General features: G+C 57.2%; 22 protein-coding genes. 18 read left to right on the forward strand and 4 right to left on the reverse strand.

Going from position 1 to position 16,225, the window contains the following annotated elements; genetic code table 11:
- Positions 1–60 precede the first annotated feature (60 nt).
- Positions 61–807: a hypothetical protein gene (locus tag KB235_RS05845; RefSeq protein WP_211780718.1), complete on the reverse strand. Its 747-nt coding sequence runs from the start codon at positions 805–807 to the stop codon at positions 61–63.
- A gap of 164 nt (positions 808–971) precedes the next feature.
- Here KB235_RS05845 and KB235_RS05850 point away from each other — a divergent pair, with 164 nt between their 5' ends.
- The 12 genes from KB235_RS05850 (at position 972) to KB235_RS15640 (ending at position 8,339) form a co-directional block, all read left to right on the forward strand.
- Complete coding sequence (locus KB235_RS05850; protein ID WP_211780719.1) at positions 972–2,123, forward strand: DEAD/DEAH box helicase family protein; 1,152 nt, start codon at positions 972–974, stop codon at positions 2,121–2,123.
- Entirely contained in the window at positions 2,120–2,788 is a 669-nt protein-coding gene (locus tag KB235_RS05855) for a ComFC family protein (RefSeq protein WP_211780720.1), read from the forward strand. Before KB235_RS05850 ends, KB235_RS05855 begins: the two co-directional genes overlap by 4 nt.
- A gap of 19 nt (positions 2,789–2,807) precedes the next feature.
- On the forward strand, positions 2,808–3,191 hold the full coding sequence (locus KB235_RS05860) for a flagellar protein (RefSeq protein ID WP_034808221.1): 384 nt from the start codon (positions 2,808–2,810) through the stop codon (positions 3,189–3,191).
- A 20-nt stretch (positions 3,192–3,211) separates the two neighbouring features.
- Positions 3,212–3,463 (forward strand): flagellar biosynthesis anti-sigma factor FlgM, encoded by a 252-nt coding sequence (locus tag KB235_RS05865; protein ID WP_034815907.1) that lies wholly within the window; start codon positions 3,212–3,214, stop codon positions 3,461–3,463.
- A 107-nt stretch (positions 3,464–3,570) separates the two neighbouring features.
- Positions 3,571–3,927: a flagellar export chaperone FlgN gene (flgN, locus tag KB235_RS05870; RefSeq protein WP_211780721.1), complete on the forward strand. Its 357-nt coding sequence runs from the start codon at positions 3,571–3,573 to the stop codon at positions 3,925–3,927.
- 12 nt (positions 3,928–3,939) lie between these two features.
- Positions 3,940–5,430: a flagellar hook-associated protein FlgK gene (gene flgK / locus KB235_RS05875; RefSeq protein WP_211780722.1), complete on the forward strand. Its 1,491-nt coding sequence runs from the start codon at positions 3,940–3,942 to the stop codon at positions 5,428–5,430.
- 6 nt (positions 5,431–5,436) lie between these two features.
- Entirely contained in the window at positions 5,437–6,366 is a 930-nt protein-coding gene (gene flgL, locus KB235_RS05880) for a flagellar hook-associated protein FlgL (protein WP_211780723.1), read from the forward strand.
- Between the two features lie 27 nt (positions 6,367–6,393).
- Positions 6,394–6,948 carry a DUF6470 family protein gene (locus KB235_RS05885; RefSeq protein WP_246514364.1) on the forward strand — a complete coding sequence of 185 codons (555 nt, stop codon included), beginning with the start codon at positions 6,394–6,396 and terminating at the stop codon, positions 6,946–6,948.
- A 15-nt stretch (positions 6,949–6,963) separates the two neighbouring features.
- Positions 6,964–7,401 carry a flagellar assembly protein FliW gene (gene fliW / locus KB235_RS05890; protein WP_211780725.1) on the forward strand — a complete coding sequence of 146 codons (438 nt, stop codon included), beginning with the start codon at positions 6,964–6,966 and terminating at the stop codon, positions 7,399–7,401.
- A complete protein-coding gene (gene csrA, locus KB235_RS05895) occupies positions 7,401–7,628 on the forward strand; it encodes a carbon storage regulator CsrA (RefSeq protein ID WP_024370483.1) in 228 nt (75 codons plus the stop codon). The genes fliW and csrA overlap by 1 nt, the downstream gene beginning before the upstream one ends.
- A 99-nt stretch (positions 7,629–7,727) precedes the next feature.
- Positions 7,728–7,997, forward strand: a complete 270-nt coding sequence (locus KB235_RS15635) for a nucleotidyl cyclase domain-containing protein (RefSeq protein ID WP_246514366.1) — start codon at positions 7,728–7,730, stop codon at positions 7,995–7,997.
- On the forward strand, positions 7,998–8,339 hold the full coding sequence (locus tag KB235_RS15640) for a GGDEF domain-containing protein (protein WP_246514368.1): 342 nt from the start codon (positions 7,998–8,000) through the stop codon (positions 8,337–8,339).
- 27 nt (positions 8,340–8,366) lie between these two features.
- Here KB235_RS15640 and KB235_RS05905 read toward each other — a convergent pair whose 3' ends face one another.
- A complete protein-coding gene (locus KB235_RS05905) occupies positions 8,367–9,281 on the reverse strand; it encodes a YitT family protein (RefSeq protein ID WP_246514369.1) in 915 nt (304 codons plus the stop codon).
- A 120-nt stretch (positions 9,282–9,401) separates the two neighbouring features.
- On the opposite strand from KB235_RS05905, the gene KB235_RS05910 reads away from it, so the two are divergent.
- Complete coding sequence (locus tag KB235_RS05910) at positions 9,402–10,352, forward strand: DMT family transporter (protein WP_211780726.1); 951 nt, start codon at positions 9,402–9,404, stop codon at positions 10,350–10,352.
- 2 nt (positions 10,353–10,354) lie between these two features.
- On the forward strand, positions 10,355–10,648 hold the full coding sequence (locus tag KB235_RS05915; RefSeq protein WP_338032659.1) for a putative quinol monooxygenase: 294 nt from the start codon (positions 10,355–10,357) through the stop codon (positions 10,646–10,648).
- Between the two features lie 63 nt (positions 10,649–10,711).
- Here the strand turns inward: KB235_RS05915 and KB235_RS05920 are convergent.
- A protein-coding gene (locus KB235_RS05920) for an IS3-like element ISEnfa5 family transposase (RefSeq protein WP_211780503.1) occupies positions 10,712–12,282 on the reverse strand; the annotation gives its coding sequence in 2 pieces (ribosomal slippage) (positions 10,712–11,643 and positions 11,643–12,282; 1,572 coding nt in all).
- 89 nt (positions 12,283–12,371) lie between these two features.
- Positions 12,372–12,869 (reverse strand): hypothetical protein, encoded by a 498-nt coding sequence (locus tag KB235_RS05925; RefSeq protein ID WP_211780727.1) that lies wholly within the window; start codon positions 12,867–12,869, stop codon positions 12,372–12,374.
- 155 nt (positions 12,870–13,024) lie between these two features.
- Here KB235_RS05925 and KB235_RS05930 point away from each other — a divergent pair, with 155 nt between their 5' ends.
- The 4 genes from KB235_RS05930 (at position 13,025) to KB235_RS05945 (ending at position 16,141) form a co-directional block, all read left to right on the forward strand.
- A complete protein-coding gene (locus tag KB235_RS05930; protein WP_235193363.1) occupies positions 13,025–13,510 on the forward strand; it encodes a hypothetical protein in 486 nt (161 codons plus the stop codon).
- 55 nt (positions 13,511–13,565) lie between these two features.
- A complete protein-coding gene (locus KB235_RS05935) occupies positions 13,566–14,393 on the forward strand; it encodes a GNAT family N-acetyltransferase (RefSeq protein ID WP_211780729.1) in 828 nt (275 codons plus the stop codon).
- 9 nt (positions 14,394–14,402) lie between these two features.
- Positions 14,403–14,726 (forward strand): hypothetical protein, encoded by a 324-nt coding sequence (locus KB235_RS05940; protein WP_211780730.1) that lies wholly within the window; start codon positions 14,403–14,405, stop codon positions 14,724–14,726.
- 122 nt (positions 14,727–14,848) lie between these two features.
- Entirely contained in the window at positions 14,849–16,141 is a 1,293-nt protein-coding gene (locus KB235_RS05945) for a methyl-accepting chemotaxis protein (protein WP_211780731.1), read from the forward strand.
- Positions 16,142–16,225: the final 84 nt, after the last annotated feature.

Genomic DNA, 16,225 nt, shown 5'->3' on the forward strand with positions numbered 1-16,225 from the left:
CGTTCCATCAATGCGGGGCGACGATGTTTCTGAAGCGAGGAGGTTTAGTCTACCCGTCGGTCATTCCATTTCCATCCATTCTTTATGATTTCGTTGCAGTCGGTCAGCCAAACCTTCCTGATCGATGTCTTCCGCGTTGACGCGTCCGGAATAGAATGACTTGTTCCCGTCTTGAATCGAGATGAGAAGTGTCCGGAACGGCACGTCGGCCTCGTCGAGCACGCGTTTGACGTCACGCATCCGTTCACTCGCATGTTGCGCCGTCGCATCTTCGCCTTCAATCCAGATGACGAGGGAACCGTGATCGCGTCCGATTTGTTTGATGTCGTACGGGTGGTCGAGGATGAGCGTCGCCGGGTCGAGCGCCTCCTCGGCCGAACCTTCGCCTTCATAGATGGTCAACACTTCTTCATACAACTCATAGTCGAACGGGAGCGAGCGGAGGGCTGTTTCCACGAGCGGGTGATATTCCTCATGTAGCCGATTGAACGTCACCGTCCCGGACAGGACGTCATCATAGTAATCGTTGATAATCGCGCCATCCCCGTTTACGACCACATCAAACTGTGTGTCCTCGCTCGTTTGTGATGCAAATGTGACGACGTACGCATCGCTCCCCCAAATCTGTAGCCCAGCGTGTACCGCCGATACCTCGATATGTGGATAGTTCGTCGTGACGTATTGTTCCGCCGTCGCGATTGCTCGCTGTTCATCTCGCGGGTCACCGAACAATGTGTGTGATAGGAGCGTACCGACCCCGTACAGGATGAGCCCGGCTCCGATCAGCGTCCCGAGAAAACGCCGCATACATACCACTTCATCACTAAAAAAGTCTGTTTCTTCCATCATCGTAATCGATTGCGTATTTGAACACATCCGCCTAAAGAACGAAAGGCGTCGACTTACGGACGATAACTCGTGTGTCATGTAACCAGTCAACCTGATAGCGTCAGAGAAAAAGGACTGATTTCATGGGACAACTCGTCATCCATCCAGACGGGCAACGCGCCATCCGTTTCGGCATGTGCCAACGCTGCCTGAGTACCGACGTCCGGGGTTTCACGTGTCTTCACGGTAGCTGCAGCTATTGCCGCAACTGTCTCCACCTCGGTCGGGTATGCCGCTGTGACTTCTTAAAAGAACTCGACGTCACGACGCCGGTCGAGCCGACCGAGCTCGTCATGCCGTTCGACTTGAGCGACGGCCAACAACATGTGAGCGAACAGCTCCTGAAGTGGTGGGAGACGAAGACGTCCGGCCTCGTCCACGCCGTCTGTGGGTCCGGCAAGACGGAGATGGCGTTCCCGGTCATCGAACGCGTCGTAAACGTTGGGAAGCGTGTCCTCATCGTCTCACCGCGTCGCGATGTCGCTATCGAATGGGCCGACCGACTCGAGCGCGCCTTCTCCGTCCCGATCACAAGGCGTTACGGCGGTGGGGAGAAAGACACGGTCGGGATGATCACCGTCGCGACGGCACCGCTCCTATTGAATTTGAAACACGTCTTCGACTACGTGCTCGTCGACGAGTCGGACGCATTCCCGTTCGCCTTTGACTTGTCGCTCTGGTGGACGATTCGACGCGCCGGGAAAGGCGTCTTCTTGTTCGTGACGGCGACCCCGACCGTCTGGCAGCGTCAGTTCCCGACCGTCCACTTGTCCCGGCGCTATCACGGGCATGACTTGCCCGTCCCGACGCTCGTCAGACAGACGGATGAGGCGATCATCGCGTTCTGCCAGAGGGAGACGCCGCGGCTCTTGTTCGTGCCGACGAAGGCCGACCTCGTCCGTTACGGGGCACGCTTGACCGATGCCGGCTTCACGGTCCGCATGGTCTCGGCCGACACGGACGAGCGGACGGACACGCTCGAGTGGCTCGCCTCGACGAACGGCATCGTGCTCGCGACGTCGATTTGGGAGCGGGGCATGACGGTGCGCGGGGTCGATGTCGCCGTGATCGAGAGTGAACATGTGCTCTTCACCTCGCGCGGTCTCATCCAGATGGCCGGGCGGGCCGGACGAAAACCGGACGCGCCGACCGGGGACGTCGTCTTCTTCTACAACGAGCGGACGTGGCGTCAAGACCGGGCCATCGAAGCGCTTGAACGGGCGAATCGCCGATGAACTGCCTCGTCTGTCGGAAACCGCTCAATGTCAAATGGACGCCGTCGACGTTGTTCAAACGTGACTGGGTCTGTTCGGACTGCGAGACGTCACTCACCCCGCTCGTGCCGGGCTGTCCGAGATGCGGGCATCCGACCGAGGACGAGAAGACGTGCCCGGACTGCATCCGCTGGCTCGCCCTCGGTCTCGACTTGACCGTGCGCTCGTTCTACGCCTATGACGAGGCCGGGGCGAACTGGCTCCACCGGTACAAGTTCGGCGGGGACGTGGCGCTCGTCGAACACGTGAAGCCGGTCCTCCGGGCGTGTCATGAGAAAGGCGTGTGGTACGTACCGATTCCGCTCGGCGAGGAGCGATTAAAGCAGCGACGCTTCAATCAGGCGGAACTGCTCGCCCGTGCCATCGGACCGACGCGGCCGCTACTTCAAAAGACAGAGGTTTTGAGTCAACGCGAACTTGGGAAAGGAGAAAGGCGGCACCGTCAAAACCCGTTCGCTATACAAACCGAAGTCCGATGTGAGAAAATTGTTCTCGTCGACGACGTCTATACGACAGGGACGACGCTCCATCAGGCGGCGCTCACGTTGAAACATGCGGGCTACCGAGAAGTTTCTGCCGTTTGCTTGTTCCGGGCGCTAAACAAATCAAAAACGCGTCCGATATAAAAGGCAGAGGTGAAGGACAATGGAAGCCACAACGTGTCAAAAGTGCGGACGCCTGTTCATGAAACAAGGCCGCTCGCCTTACTGCCCGTCCTGCGGGGAAGTCGACTTTCAAAACTTCTTGAAAGTGCGCGACTTCATCCGTGAACCAGACAATAGAGAGACCACGATCGGGGCCCTCGTCGAAGCGACAGGCGTCTCCGAGCTTGATATCACGCGATATATCCATGAAGGACGCCTGATCATCAAGGACAACCCAGGTCTCGCCATCAGCTGTGTCCGGTGCGGGGAACCGACGAACGCCGGAAAAGTTTGTACGAGTTGCCAGACCGACATGCAGCAAGAACTGCACAGTTTACAACAGAGCATCACGAAACCAAGCGCTCGCGCTTATCGTTTGGACTAACATCAAGAGGGGGGATACGCATGCGCATCGATTCTGCCAAGTGGGTACATTTACCACACACGTACGAGAAGAAAACGCAAGCCGAGACGAAGCCCGAGCCAACACGCCAAACGGACCGACTATCGATATCGGCGGAAGCCCGCGCCCGGTTTGAAGAACCGGTGAAACATCCGGAACGCCTTGAGAAGATCAACGCCTTGAAGGCCGAGATTGACGCAGGGACGTATTCACGGGACGCGCGCGACATCGCCAAACGCTTTCTACAAGGATGAATGGAAGCAAGGTCCGCTTGAGGCCTTCGCACGGATAACACGGCACGGAAGCTGACTAGAGGGGACCCCTTTTTAGTCGGCTCTTTTTTTGGAAAAAGGAGAGACTTATGCTCACACTACATAAACGGTTACTCGAACTCGCCTACGAGAAAGAACAGCTCTTGATCAAAGGCGACATGCCCGCCTTCACGGCGCTCGTCAAGGAAGAAGCGAAACTCGTCCGGCAAATCGCACAAAAAGAAGCGGAACGACTTCAAGGTTTGCTCGTTTTGGACGATGAAGAGAAAGAAGCACTCAGACCGGTCTTGTTCGAACTGAAACGGCAGAACGAATTGAACGCCGCGCTACTCGAACAGTCGCTCAACTATATCAACTGGCACCTCGACATGCTCATGCCAGACGCAGACGATTTCACTTACGGCCAACAAGCGTTCGAGACACGCTCGTTCAGCCGCGACGTATAAGGGGGAAGATTGATGGGTTCAACATTTATGGGATTGGAGACGGCACGGCGGAGCCTCTCGACACACCAATGGGCGCTCCAGGCGACCGGCAACAACGTCGCCAACGCCTCTAACCCGGGCTATTCACGCCAACGCCTGACGATCGGCATGACCGAACAGCTGAGCGTCAACTTCGGTGGGACGAAGGCCGGACAGTTCGGCACCGGTGTCCGCGGCGAGACGCTCGCCCGGATTCGCGATTTGATGATTGACCAGCAGTATCGCGATGAGTCGGTGAAGAACGCCTTTTACGCGACGAAACAGGCCGCTTTCGGCCGGATGGAAGATATCATCAACGAGCCGTCGGAGAACGGTCTCGCCAAGTCGCTCGACTTGTTCTGGGCGTCGCTCCAAGACTTGTCGGTCAACCCGGACGACACGGGCGCGCGCAGTGTCGTGCGCCAACGGGCGATGACGCTCACGGAGACGTTCAACTACATGTCGTCGTCACTCTCGAAAGTCCAGGACGACTTGAAGTCAGAAGCCGACGTCGTCGTGAAGAAGATTAACGACCTCATGACGAAGATCGCGAACGTCAACCGTCAAATCGGGGACTCGGAACCGCTCGGCGTCTTGCCGAACGAGCTCTATGACGAGCGCGACCGCTACATGGACGAGCTCGCCCAATACATCGACTTCAAACGCGTCCCGGTCGACTACTTGAACGGCGAGACACGCGGGAACTCGCAACGCGTCGCTGAAGGCCGAATCGACATCCGTGTCACCATCAATGGACAGGATGTAACGCTCGTCGACGGCATCACGGGCGGAATCGGCAAGTTCGACAACTTGACGATGACAGACGCGGCGGGTGTCTCGACAAACTTGACGCACGCCGACATGCCGAACGGGAAGTGGAAAGCGCTCGTTGAAATGTACGGGTCAGCCACTGGTCCGGAAGGAATCGATGGAGCCTTCACGACGATGCTCAAAGATTTGGACGAGATGGCGAAACAATTCGCCACCGCTTTCAACGCGCTACACGGACAACATAAGGACGCCAAAGGCGCGGACGGGACGAGCGACTTCTTCGCGAACGTCGACAGTGCCGCCACGATCAACGTGAGCGACGCCATCATGAAAAACCTCGACTTGATCGCCGCATCCAAAGACGGCAACATCGGGGACGGAAGCGGCGCGCTCGCGCTCGCGAACTTGAAGTCACAAGCGCTCGCCTTCAACGGCTCGGTCACGACCGACACGTCGATCGGCAAGTACTATCAGAACGTGATCGGCAACATGGCCGTCGCGGCCGACCAAAGTGGTCGCCTCGCGGCGAGCACGTTCGCCCTCATGGCGAGCTCGGACCAGCGCCGCATGTCGGTGAGCGCCGTGTCGCTCGATGAAGAGATGACGATGATGATCCAGTACCAGCACGCCTATAACGCGGCGGCCCGGAACATCACGGCCGTCGACGAGATGCTCGATAAAATCATCAACGGCATGGGAATCGTAGGGAGGTAATGACTGATGCGTGTCACACAGACGATGCTCACACAGACGAACTTGAAGCACTTGTCGTCGAGCTATAACACGCTCGCGAAAGTGCAAGAACAATTGATTAGCGGGAAACGGATTCAACGCGCCTCGGAGGACCCGGTCGTCGCGATGCAAGGCATCCGTTACCGGACCGAGGTACGCGAGGTCGACCAGTTCCGCCGTAACGTCAGCGAGGCGACGAGCTGGATGGATTTGACCGATTCGACGCTGAACGAAGTGACCGAGGCCGTCAAACGGATTCGCGAATTGACGACGCAGGCGGCGAACGACACGTACGAGTCGTCGCAGCGCGCCATCATCAAGAGTGAGATCGACCAGCTCGTCGAGCATATCGGCTCGCTCGCGAACGCGAAATCGGGCGAGAAGTACATCTATAACGGCACGAAGACGGACCAGCCGCTCATCGACATGGCCGCGCTGAAGGCGTTCCTCGCCGACCCGGCCGCGGACGTCGATTCGATTTATACGGGCGGTGTGCCGACGGACAGCGGCAAGATTTCCTTCGAGGTGTCAAAAGGCATCACGATGCAAGTGAACATGCAGCCGGAGACGGTGTTCGGCCGGGAGCTGTTCGAAGGGCTCCGTGACCTCAGCCGTCTGCTCGGGGACGAGACGTCAGGCGGGGCCGACTTGTCGGCACAGCTCGCGACGCTCGACACGCTCGGACAGAACTTGATCACGGAACGGGCCGAACTCGGCGCGCGCGCGAACCGACTCGAACTCGTCGACAATCGCCTGCAAGACCACGAGATCATCGCGAAGACGATCATGTCGGACAACGAGGACATCGACATCGAGCGCGTCATCATGGAGCTCAAGTCCCACGAGACGGTGCACCGGGCCGCACTCTCGGCCGGCGCCCGCATCATCCAGCCGACGCTCCTCGACTTCCTTCGGTAACGGCGGATGAATCTCGCGAGGCTTGAGATGCGGCAGACGCATGCCGCCATCCAGATGACGTCGAACCGGCCCGTGCTCGAGATGAGACAAGGGCGGGCGGAGCTCTCGATGACGCAAGGGAAAGTCGAGATGTCGCAACGGACGACACAAGGGACGCTCGAAGTCGACTCGTCGGTCGCCCGGAGCGAGAGCAACTTAAAAGGCGCGCTCGAACTCGGCCGCCATTTCGGCGGGCTCGGCGAACAAGGGGCGCGCGAGGCGACGAGTATGGCCGCCCGCGAAGGCGACCAGCTCATGCGGATCGAGAACGGCAACCCGATCCCACAGATCGCCGCCAGCAAAGTGAACGACCCGTATCCGGTCGTCGACCTCGATTTCATGCCGAAGTCGATTGACCGCGTCAAGTTGACGTACACGCCGGCGGATGTCAAAATCGAGTGGAACGTGACACCGGCCCAGATTGATGTATCGCTCACCCCGGCCGACATCTCGTTCACGCCATGGACGACGGACATCTCGCTCCGTCAACAGGCGTCGCTCGAGATGTGGGCGGTCGGTGGGATGTATGATGAGACGCGTTGAAAGTGAGGAAGATCCATGTTCATTGAGACAGATTATTTTGGCAAGATCGAAGTGAAAGAAGAAGAGACGATCTCGTTCGTCAGTGAGATCCCGGGCTTCCCGGAATCGAAGAAGTTCGCGCTCATCCCGTACGGCGACGACCTGCCGTTTTGGTCGCTCCAGTCGCTCGAGGACAAGGCGTGCGCCTTCGTCGTGACGAACCCGTTCTGGCATAAGCCGGATTACGCGTTCGAGTTGACGGACGGGGCGAAAGACCAGCTCGGCATCGACGAGGCGGAACACGTGTCGGTGTATGCCATCGTCACGCTCCGCGAACCGTTCGAGACGTCGACGCTCAACTTGAAGGCCCCGATCGTCATCGAGACGAACGAGCGCCGCGGCAAACAAGTCATCCTAGACGATGCCTACCCGGCGCGCTTCCCGCTCGGCGGCCAGAAAAGCGAGGTGCGCTGATGCTCGTATTGAAACGAAAACAAGGCGAGGCGATCCATATCGGCGACGACGTGACGCTGACGGTGCTCGCGATCGAGGGCGACCAAGTGAAGCTCGGGATTGACGCGCCGCGCCATATCGACATCCATCGTCATGAAGTGTACGTCCAGATGCAGGCCGAGAACGAGTCGGCCCGGGACAGTGCGAATTTGATGAGACAGATGATGCAAAACAAGTCGGAGGCGTGAGCTTTCGGCTTTTTTCATTGGTGTAGCTTATTAACGGATGACAGTCGCCCTGATCATGCGTTACGATGGATGGGAATTTCGGGGAAAGGGTGCGGTCGTTTGGGTCAAGTTGTCAATATTTTCTTTATCAATATCAGTATCATCTATCTCGTCTTGTCGCTCACGCTTTACTTGATGCGGCACGTGTTGCCAGTGCAAGTGGCGTCGCCGCTCGCTGTCCGGGTATGGTTCGGGCTCGCGATGGGGGTCGCGGCCGTCTTGTTGACAGGGCTACCGAACCGTTATATGACGCTCGAACGGTTGAACGACGTCGAGGCGTCGGGCCTCCCATGGGCGCTCCTCGTCATCGACGTCGACCGGTTCAAATAGTTGAACGATACATATGGCCACCGGGCCGGGGATGCGGTGTTGCGTCGAATCGGGACGACGCTCCGCGAACATTGTCCGGAAGCTGGCTTCGTCGGACGTTACGGCGGGGAAGAGTTCGTCATGGTGACCGAGAACGCGCATGACGCCGAACAACTCGCCGAACGGCTCGTCCGTGCGGTCCGTGAGACGACGTATACGTTCGAAGGCCAACCGATTCCGATGACGATCTCGGTCGGGGTGTCGGTCGCGAACGCCGAACCGGGGACGGTCGTGTTCGAGCGGGCCGACGCGGCGCTCTATGAGGCGAAGGCGGACGGGCGCGACCAAGTGAAAATCGGGTAAACAAAAAATCGGCCGCGGCCGATTTTTTTAGTGGATATTCTTCTTCTTGAACTGGCCGCCCCGGACGTCATGGATGTTGCCGATGGCGAGGAACGCCTTGTCGTCATAGTCGTCGAGGATGTCTTTCAGCTTCGTCTCCTCGAGTCGGCTGATGACCGTAAAGACGACTTTCTTCCCGTCGCCCGTGAATGCCCCTTCCCCGTGCAGATACGTCACGCCGCGGCCGAGCCGGTCCATGATGGCCTGACCGACATCGTCCGGGGACGTCGTGATGATCCACGCCGCCTTCGATTGGTCGAGCCCCTCGAGGACGACGTCAATCGTCTTGAAGGCGATGAAATACGTGAGGAGCGAGTACATCGCCCGGTCCCAGCTGAAGACGAAGCCGGCCGTCCCGAGGATGAAGATGTTGAAGAACATGACGATCTCACCGACCGAGAACGGCAATCGGTTCGTGAAAGCGACGGCCAAAATCTCCGTCCCGTCGAGCGAACCGCCGGCGCGGATGACGAGGCCGATGCCGACGCCGAGCAAGAAGCCGCCGAAGACGGTCGACAAGAGCAGGTCGTCCGTGAACGGCTCGACGTTATGTAGCAGAATCGTGAAACCCGACATGAGGAGGATCGCCGTCAACGTGACGACGGCGAACGTCTTCCCGATCTGACGATAGCCGAAGTAGATGAACGGCAAGTTGAAGAGGACGAGCCAGATGGCGAGTTTCGTGCCGGACAAGTACGAGACGATGATCGACACCCCGACGATGCCGCCGTCGATGATTTGGTTCGGGACGAGGAACGCCTCGAGCCCGATGGCGAAGATGAGGGCGCCGAACAAGAGGAGGAGTCCTTTGGCGACGAGTTCCGTCCGTTTGATCGGGTTATGTTCGCGCTTCAAGCGCGTCACTTCCTCCGGTGACGGGGAAGGCATCGGTGGACGCTGCATAGACATCCGCCCCTTTCCTTTTTTAAACAGTATAACAAATCTCACAGCGTTTTAAGCAGTCGAGGCAGGGAATCTGACACAACGTATGGAACTAGTGGGGATTCAGAAAGGAGGGATGCGATGCGTCCGCTCATCCTCGGCGTGTTCGCCGCGCTCTTTTTCGCGAGCACGTTCGTCTTAAACGAAGCCATGCATATCGGGGGCGGTCACTGGGCGTATAGCGCCTCGCTCCGCTTCTTATTCATGATTCCACTCCTCGTCCTCGTCGTCGCCATGCGCGGCGGATTAGGGCGCGTGCGAAAGGCACTCGCAGACGACCCGATGCCGTGGCTCATCTGGGGGACGGTCGGATTCGGCTTGTTTTACGTCCCAATCTGTATCGCCGCCGTCGAGGCACCGCCTTGGCTCATCGCGGGAACGTGGCAAGTGACGATCCTCGCTGGCGCGCTCTTATCGCCGCTCTTCAAACGAGCGGACGGGACACGTGAACAGATTCCGTGGACGGCGCTCCGGTTCTCCGGAATCATCCTGTTCGGCGTCGTCCTCATGCAAGTCGAGTTTTTACAGGCGTTCGAGCCGCGCTTCCTCTTGATCGGCGTCTTGCCGGTGCTCGTCGCCGCGTTCGCCTATCCGCTCGGCAACCGGAAGATGATGGCCCACACCGACCTCGACGTGTTCGAGCGTATCCTCGGCATGTGTATCGGTTCGCTCCCGGTATGGCTGCTGTTGTTCGGTTACGGGCTGACGACCGGGACGCCATCGGGGGCGCAAGTGTCACAGACGCTCCTCGTCGCGTTACTTTCCGGTGTCATCGCGACGGTGCTCTTCTTCAAGGCGACCGATCTCGTCAAACACGATATGGGCCGGCTCGCGACGGTCGAGGCGACACAGGCGCTCGAGGTGCTGTTCGCGCTCGTCGGCGAGATTTTGATTTTACAGGCGGGACTGCCGTCAGGGCTGTCGCTCGTAGGGATCGGGATCGTCATGCTAGGGGTCACGTTGCATAGCCGAGCCTCACTCAAGGTGATGGAGAAGCCAGTTGCGATTGACCGTTACGGAAAGGAAGGATGATGATGGCGTATGGACTGATTGGCAAATTGACCGCGATGCAAGGAGAGCGGGAGACGTTACTATCGATTTTACTTGAAGCAGCCACGGCGATGGAGCAGGAGGCGGCATGCGAGGCATATCGGGTGAGTGCCTCGCTCGATGACGACGCCATCATCGTTTACGAGGTGTGGGCAAGCGCGGATGCCCATCAGCAGTCACTCGCGCTCCCGGCGACAAAACAATTGATCAATCAGGCGAAGCCGATCTTGGCCGGCGTCGAACGGATCGCGACGTTTGAGCCGAAAGGGAAGCATTAAAAAGAACCCACGTCCGCTGAACTGCTCCCCGTCAAGTAGACAGGGTAAATAATGAAAACCAGCCTAAGCGGCTTGAGACCTGTATTCGACAGGGCTCAAGCCGTTCAGTCGTTTCTGGAGACGATCGTGGTTGTAGAACGATATGTAGTTCTCGATGGCCGTTGTGAGTTCGCTATAGGCCTGGAACTCACGCAAGTAGTACATCTCCACTTTCAAGGTGCCCCAAAAACTCTCGATCGGGGCGTTGTCGATGCAACGTCCGACCCGGGACATGCTGCGGGTCATTCCCGCGTCTTCTACCATTCGTTTGAACCCTCTCGAGGTATATTGGAACCCTCGGTCGCTATGGATCATCGGACGTGCTCCTGTACGGAGCCCCGCGATGGCCGGCATCATCGTCTGGAAGACGAGAGCGTTGTTGTTGGACTTCCCGATGCGATAGGCGACGATCGAGCCGTCATACAGGTCGATGATCGCGCTCAGGTATGCCTTCTTCCCGGCACCATATTTGAACTCGGTGACGTCGGTGCACCATTTCTCGTCCGGTCGGGACGCGCTGAACTCTCGGTTCATCAGGTTCTCGGCCACGTGCTGCGGCGTTGACTTCTTATGCTTCTTCCGCTTCCGGCGGATGACCGATTGGATCCCATGGATATGCATCAAGCGATAGACTCGCTTTTCATTGAACGGGGACAGGCCTTGTTGCCGGCGCAGCCGGTTGATCGTCATCGTGATCCGACGGTACCCGTATGTGCCGTTCGCCTGGTCATAGAGTAGACGGATGTCCTCCAGAAGCTTCTCGTTCTCTTCTTGACGCACCGGTATGGTGCGATTCAACCATTTGTAATAGGCCGCCCGTGAGATGCCGGCGACTCGACAGAGGAGCACGATCGAAAGGGCCTCCTCTTCGTTCAATTCTTTGATGGCGATATATCGTTGCTGTAGCCGTACCTGGCTGATCATGACCTCCTCTCGATCTCCTCTAACTTTTTTAGAAACAAGATGTCCGCACGAAGAAGTTCGTTCTCAAGATCCATTTGCTGGATCCGGCGTTTCAGCTTCTCTTCTTCGCTTAGTTCGTCCTCTGGCTTCGTACGACCACGGCGGTCTAGGAGCGCTTCTGCCCCGTTCGTGTCATACTTTTTGATCCAGCCATACACCTGGGCATAGGACACCTGATATTGTTCCGCGGTCTGCTGGTAGTTGCGTCCATTCTCCAAACAGTATTTCACGATCTCAAGGCGCTCTTCGAATGTAGTTTTTCTTCCTTTTGTCATAGCTCGATCCATCCCTTTTCTCGAATCTGTTAACTCGCTATGACTAGTATACTTCTTAATCCATTTACGAAGAACAGACCAATCACTGATCTGATACTTGGAGAGTACCTCCATTCTAGTGAACCCCTCGAGATAGTCGCGGACGGCCGCGATTTTCAGTTCCTTGGTGTACAGTTTCCATGCCTTCGATTCCTTCAACGCATCGATCCCAACGGTATCGAATTTCACTTTCCACACCTGGAGGGTGTGCCTAGAGACGCCATGAGCCTCCATGATTTCTTTCCAAGTATATGTTTCTTCTTCCATCATGCGCAGCGCACTCAATTTTTGTTCGATCGTATGCCGACTTCTCGCCATAAAAAAACACTCCCCAATCAGATAAACAGATTTGTTATTTCGTCTGTCTACCTATTGGGGAGCATATCACGCGGACGTGGGTTTGTCAGTTACGATTTTGTGAGGCTGCCTTTGACTTTGGCGTAGAAATCGTCCATCATACCCGTACGGCTGCCGAGCTGGCAGACGAGTTCGAGCGTCTCTTTATAGAACTTCTTGACGAGCCCTTTGTTTTTGATGGCTGGCATCGACGCGAGCGTCTTGTCGAGGTTCTGCAAGATCTCTTCGATTTGCGCGTCCGAGTCCGGCTTCACGATCGTCATGTTTTCCGGGATCTTGACGATTTTGTCTTGCTCCTGGTGACGGAACGAGGCGCCGAAGCCGAGGTTCTCGATGAAGAGGTGCGGCATCGCCTTCTGGCCGAAGAACTGTTTATGCCAGTCAGTCGCTTTCATCGTGTCCATGTCCTGCTTGAACGTGGACGCCGTCGAGACGTACTGTTTGAACAGATCGGTCATGAACTTCTCGATGACCGGGATTTGAAGGGCGAAGACGTTTTTTAAGAGCGCGTCGAGCTGCGCCCGTGACAATTGGGATTCGTTAGACATGTCGGTTCCTCTTTTCTATAATGCGATACTTTTATCGTATGGGATTGGGGAACGTGCGTCAACGCATCCCGAAACATTTTTTCAGAATATTTAATGATTTTCCTGCGTTTTGTGCGATAATCGTGTCATGGCAGACTAAAGAGGAGTGCATTTCTATGAACAAAACATTGAAGTGGGCCGTCGCGCTCGGCGTGACCGGGGCCCTTGTCGCAACGGTCGGGGTCGTCTCGTCCCGGGGACGCACCGATGACACGTCGCAGACGATTCGCGACCGTGCCCTCGGTTATGAGATCATTCTCCCGTCGAAGATTGCCGCGGCGATCGAACGCGGGGACGTCTATATCGAGAAGTCGCAAGACGTGACCGATATCGGCGACAAGGCGAGCTACGGCACGTTCGACCTCTACTACAACCTCGAAGGCGGCGACGACCAGTTGTTGTTCCACTTGGACCTCGTCGACCGCGAGTTGTCAGAAGAGGCGTTCGCGGAGGAAGTCGGCTACGGCAACTACCTCGGTGCGAGCGACAAGACGTTCTTCTGGGTCGAACCGACTGAAGCCGTGCCGGGTGCCGAGGCGCATACGGATGAGATCACGGAGCTCCTCGAGACGCTCCCGGAGCTCGAGTTCCGCACGTTATGAGTCCGCCCGCTTCGGCGGGCTTTTTGTTGTGCTACAATAAAGGCGAGGTGATGGTATGAACTATACAGTAGAAGAAGTGAGACAACCAGAAGACGTGCGGGCGCTCGAAGAAGCGGTCAACACGTTTGACGGAATCGACGTCAAAGTCGGCCATGAGGCGGTCGGACAGAACGACTACGCGGTTTACGCGGACGATTTGCTCGTCGGGTATTTGATGTTGTTCCCGTATCTCGAGAACGAATATGAAGTGAACGCGCTCGTCCATCCGGATTACCGGAAGCAAGGTGTGTTCAAGGCGCTCTTGGAGACGGCGAAGCGGGACGCGAAAGCGAACGGCTGCGAGGCGTTCACGTTCGTCATCGATCGGAAATCGAAGTCTGGTAAGGCGGTCGTCGACCACCTTGGTGCGGCGTATCGGTTCTCCGAGTACAACCTCGTCTTGAAGAAGGCGGAACTGTTCTTGAAGCCGAACGAGGTGTCGCTCCGCGAGGCGACGGACGCCGACCGTCCGCTCATCATCGAGACGCTCTCTGAGGCGTTCGGTGACCCGATTGATGTGACGGAGAACATCTATCGCCAAATCGACACGCCGGACCGCGTGACGTACATTGGTGAAGTCGAAGGGCGTCCTGTCGGTGTCATCCGCGCGCTCCTCTCAGGCGACGACGCCGGCAGCATCCACGCGTTCGGTGTCCGGGCGAGCGAGCAAGGCAAAGGCTACGGCTCGAAGATGTTGAAGCAGATGGTCCAGCAGCTGTTCCGCATGGGCCGGACGAAGCTCGAACTCGACGTCGAGACCGAGAATAAGGCCGCGCTCGAGATTTACAAGCGGGCCGGTTTCGCAGAAAATGGCGGATATGAGTTTTACCTATTAGAACTGTGAGGTGACAGCATGGTCAGAAATTTGAAATGGCTCGGGGCGGCGTTTGAGGCGTTCCTCGGGATCCCGATCCTCGGCGGTCTGTTCATCATCAGCATGGGCTACTCGCCGCTCGGCTTCATGCTCGCGTTCCATATCGTCGTGCTCGTCTTGTCGCTCACAAGGCTGAACCGATTGTCGTTCGGTCCGATTGTCGGCATCACGGCGTCGGTGCTCGGCTTTATCCCGATTGTCGGGATGCTGCTCCACTGGGCGGCGGCGATTGCACTCGCAATCGATGCGCTCATGACGACGCGGGAACGGTCGCGTGTGTCGACAAAAGAAGACCCGTTTTAAGCTGACGCTCTCCATGTGGAGGGCGTTTTTTCATTGACCAAACGTTCAACTGAAAACGCTATACAAAAGCTTCCAATGAGACGATATAGAAGGTGATGAATTACACAGAGGAGGAACTTATAGTGAAGATTTTCAAAAACTTTACGACCCAGCTGCTCGCGTGGATTTTGGTCACTTCCATCGTGACGGGCGGTTCGGTCGGGTACATCACGCTTCTATTGCTCACGGAGCTCGAGATGGAAAAAGGTCAAGTCATGCTAGTCGGGACGGCCGTGTCGCTTCTCATTTCAACCATCGGCAGTATCGTCATCTACTTGATCGCGCGCCGTCCGCTCAAGGCCATCGAGTCGGCGTCGGATAAGGCGGTCCAAGTCGGAAGCGGCGACTTGACGGTCGAATTCGCGAACGAGTCGACGAACGACCGCTCGGAGATGGGCCGCTTGCTTCTCTCGATGGACAACATGGTCGGACACTTGCGGGAGCAAGGCACGAACATGCGCTACACGGCGGATCAGTTGACAGGGTCCGCACAAGAGATCGCTGCGGCTGTTCAAGAAGGGAACGTGGCTGGCGAGAACATCCGCCAAGCGATGGACGCATTGAACAAGATGCTTGAAGACAACGTCAGTGCGACATACAGCTCGATGGACTTGCTTGGAGCGGTCGCGCGGACGATGGAGAACATCCGTCAAGAGATGGGTTCGGCTTTGAATGCGGCGAGTGAGATGCAACAAGAAGCCGAGAGCGGGAAAGGACTCGCCTCGTCGTCGGTCGATGCGATGCACGCGATTGCCGGCAAAGTCGAACAGTCATCGACGCTCAACAGCAAGTTGACGGAAATGACAGGTGAGATTTCACGGATTACGGACGTCATCAGTGACATTTCAGCACAGACAAACCTCTTGGCGTTGAACGCGTCGATTGAAGCGGCACGAGCCGGAGAGCACGGACGCGGGTTCGCGGTCGTCGCGGCCGAGGTCAAGAAGCTCGCCGAACAGACGGCCAACTCGACGCAAGAAATCACGGATTTGATTGTCGACGTCAAACGTCTCGTCGGCGATACATCGTCCTCGATGGCGAACGTGAAAGCGGAAGTGGAGACAGGGGTTGGTCTTGTCGAGAAGGCGGGCGGTGCATTCGCGACGATTCACAACTCGGCGAACGAAGTGTACAGCCACGTCCATTCGGTCGATGCGCTCTTAGATGAGTCGCGCGGCCAGATCGACTCGGTCGTCACGAACTCGGCCGGCATCGTCGGCATGGTCGAAGAGGCGTCACGTTACGCCACAGAAGTCACGTCGGCGGCGAGCCAGCAGGCAGCCAGTCTCGGGGAAGTGAACGGCGCGATGACGGAGCTTGTGCGCGTCGCGGAAAGTTTGCAGAATGAGACGGAGCAAGTGAAAGTTGAAGTGTAAGGAGACACGACCCAGCGATGGGTCGTTTTTCTATTCAAAAGTAAGAAACTACGAAAATCGAGTAGAAAGTTGATAAAAACACTA

The organism is Exiguobacterium alkaliphilum, from assembly GCF_018138125.1.
GTDB lineage: Bacteria > Bacillota > Bacilli > Exiguobacteriales > Exiguobacteriaceae > Exiguobacterium > Exiguobacterium alkaliphilum.

Excerpts from the sequence above, each read along its gene's own strand:
- KB235_RS05845 (WP_211780718.1), bottom strand. The coding sequence starts at position 807 with ATGCGGCGTTTTCTCGGGACGCTGATCGGAGCCGGGCTCATCCTGTAC.
- KB235_RS05850 (WP_211780719.1), top strand. The coding sequence starts at position 972 with ATGGGACAACTCGTCATCCATCCAGACGGGCAACGCGCCATCCGTTTC.
- KB235_RS05855 (WP_211780720.1), top strand. The coding sequence starts at position 2,120 with ATGAACTGCCTCGTCTGTCGGAAACCGCTCAATGTCAAATGGACGCCG.
- KB235_RS05860 (WP_034808221.1), top strand. The coding sequence starts at position 2,808 with ATGGAAGCCACAACGTGTCAAAAGTGCGGACGCCTGTTCATGAAACAA.
- KB235_RS05865 (WP_034815907.1), top strand. The coding sequence starts at position 3,212 with ATGCGCATCGATTCTGCCAAGTGGGTACATTTACCACACACGTACGAG.
- flgN (WP_211780721.1), top strand. The coding sequence starts at position 3,571 with ATGCTCACACTACATAAACGGTTACTCGAACTCGCCTACGAGAAAGAA.
- flgK (WP_211780722.1), top strand. The coding sequence starts at position 3,940 with ATGGGTTCAACATTTATGGGATTGGAGACGGCACGGCGGAGCCTCTCG.
- flgL (WP_211780723.1), top strand. The coding sequence starts at position 5,437 with ATGCGTGTCACACAGACGATGCTCACACAGACGAACTTGAAGCACTTG.
- KB235_RS05885 (WP_246514364.1), top strand. The coding sequence starts at position 6,394 with ATGCGGCAGACGCATGCCGCCATCCAGATGACGTCGAACCGGCCCGTG.
- fliW (WP_211780725.1), top strand. The coding sequence starts at position 6,964 with ATGTTCATTGAGACAGATTATTTTGGCAAGATCGAAGTGAAAGAAGAA.
- csrA (WP_024370483.1), top strand. The coding sequence starts at position 7,401 with ATGCTCGTATTGAAACGAAAACAAGGCGAGGCGATCCATATCGGCGAC.
- KB235_RS05905 (WP_246514369.1), bottom strand. The coding sequence starts at position 9,281 with ATGCAGCGTCCACCGATGCCTTCCCCGTCACCGGAGGAAGTGACGCGC.
- KB235_RS05910 (WP_211780726.1), top strand. The coding sequence starts at position 9,402 with ATGCGTCCGCTCATCCTCGGCGTGTTCGCCGCGCTCTTTTTCGCGAGC.
- KB235_RS05915 (WP_338032659.1), top strand. The coding sequence starts at position 10,355 with ATGGCGTATGGACTGATTGGCAAATTGACCGCGATGCAAGGAGAGCGG.
- KB235_RS05925 (WP_211780727.1), bottom strand. The coding sequence starts at position 12,869 with ATGTCTAACGAATCCCAATTGTCACGGGCGCAGCTCGACGCGCTCTTA.
- KB235_RS05930 (WP_235193363.1), top strand. The coding sequence starts at position 13,025 with ATGAACAAAACATTGAAGTGGGCCGTCGCGCTCGGCGTGACCGGGGCC.
- KB235_RS05935 (WP_211780729.1), top strand. The coding sequence starts at position 13,566 with ATGAACTATACAGTAGAAGAAGTGAGACAACCAGAAGACGTGCGGGCG.
- KB235_RS05940 (WP_211780730.1), top strand. The coding sequence starts at position 14,403 with ATGGTCAGAAATTTGAAATGGCTCGGGGCGGCGTTTGAGGCGTTCCTC.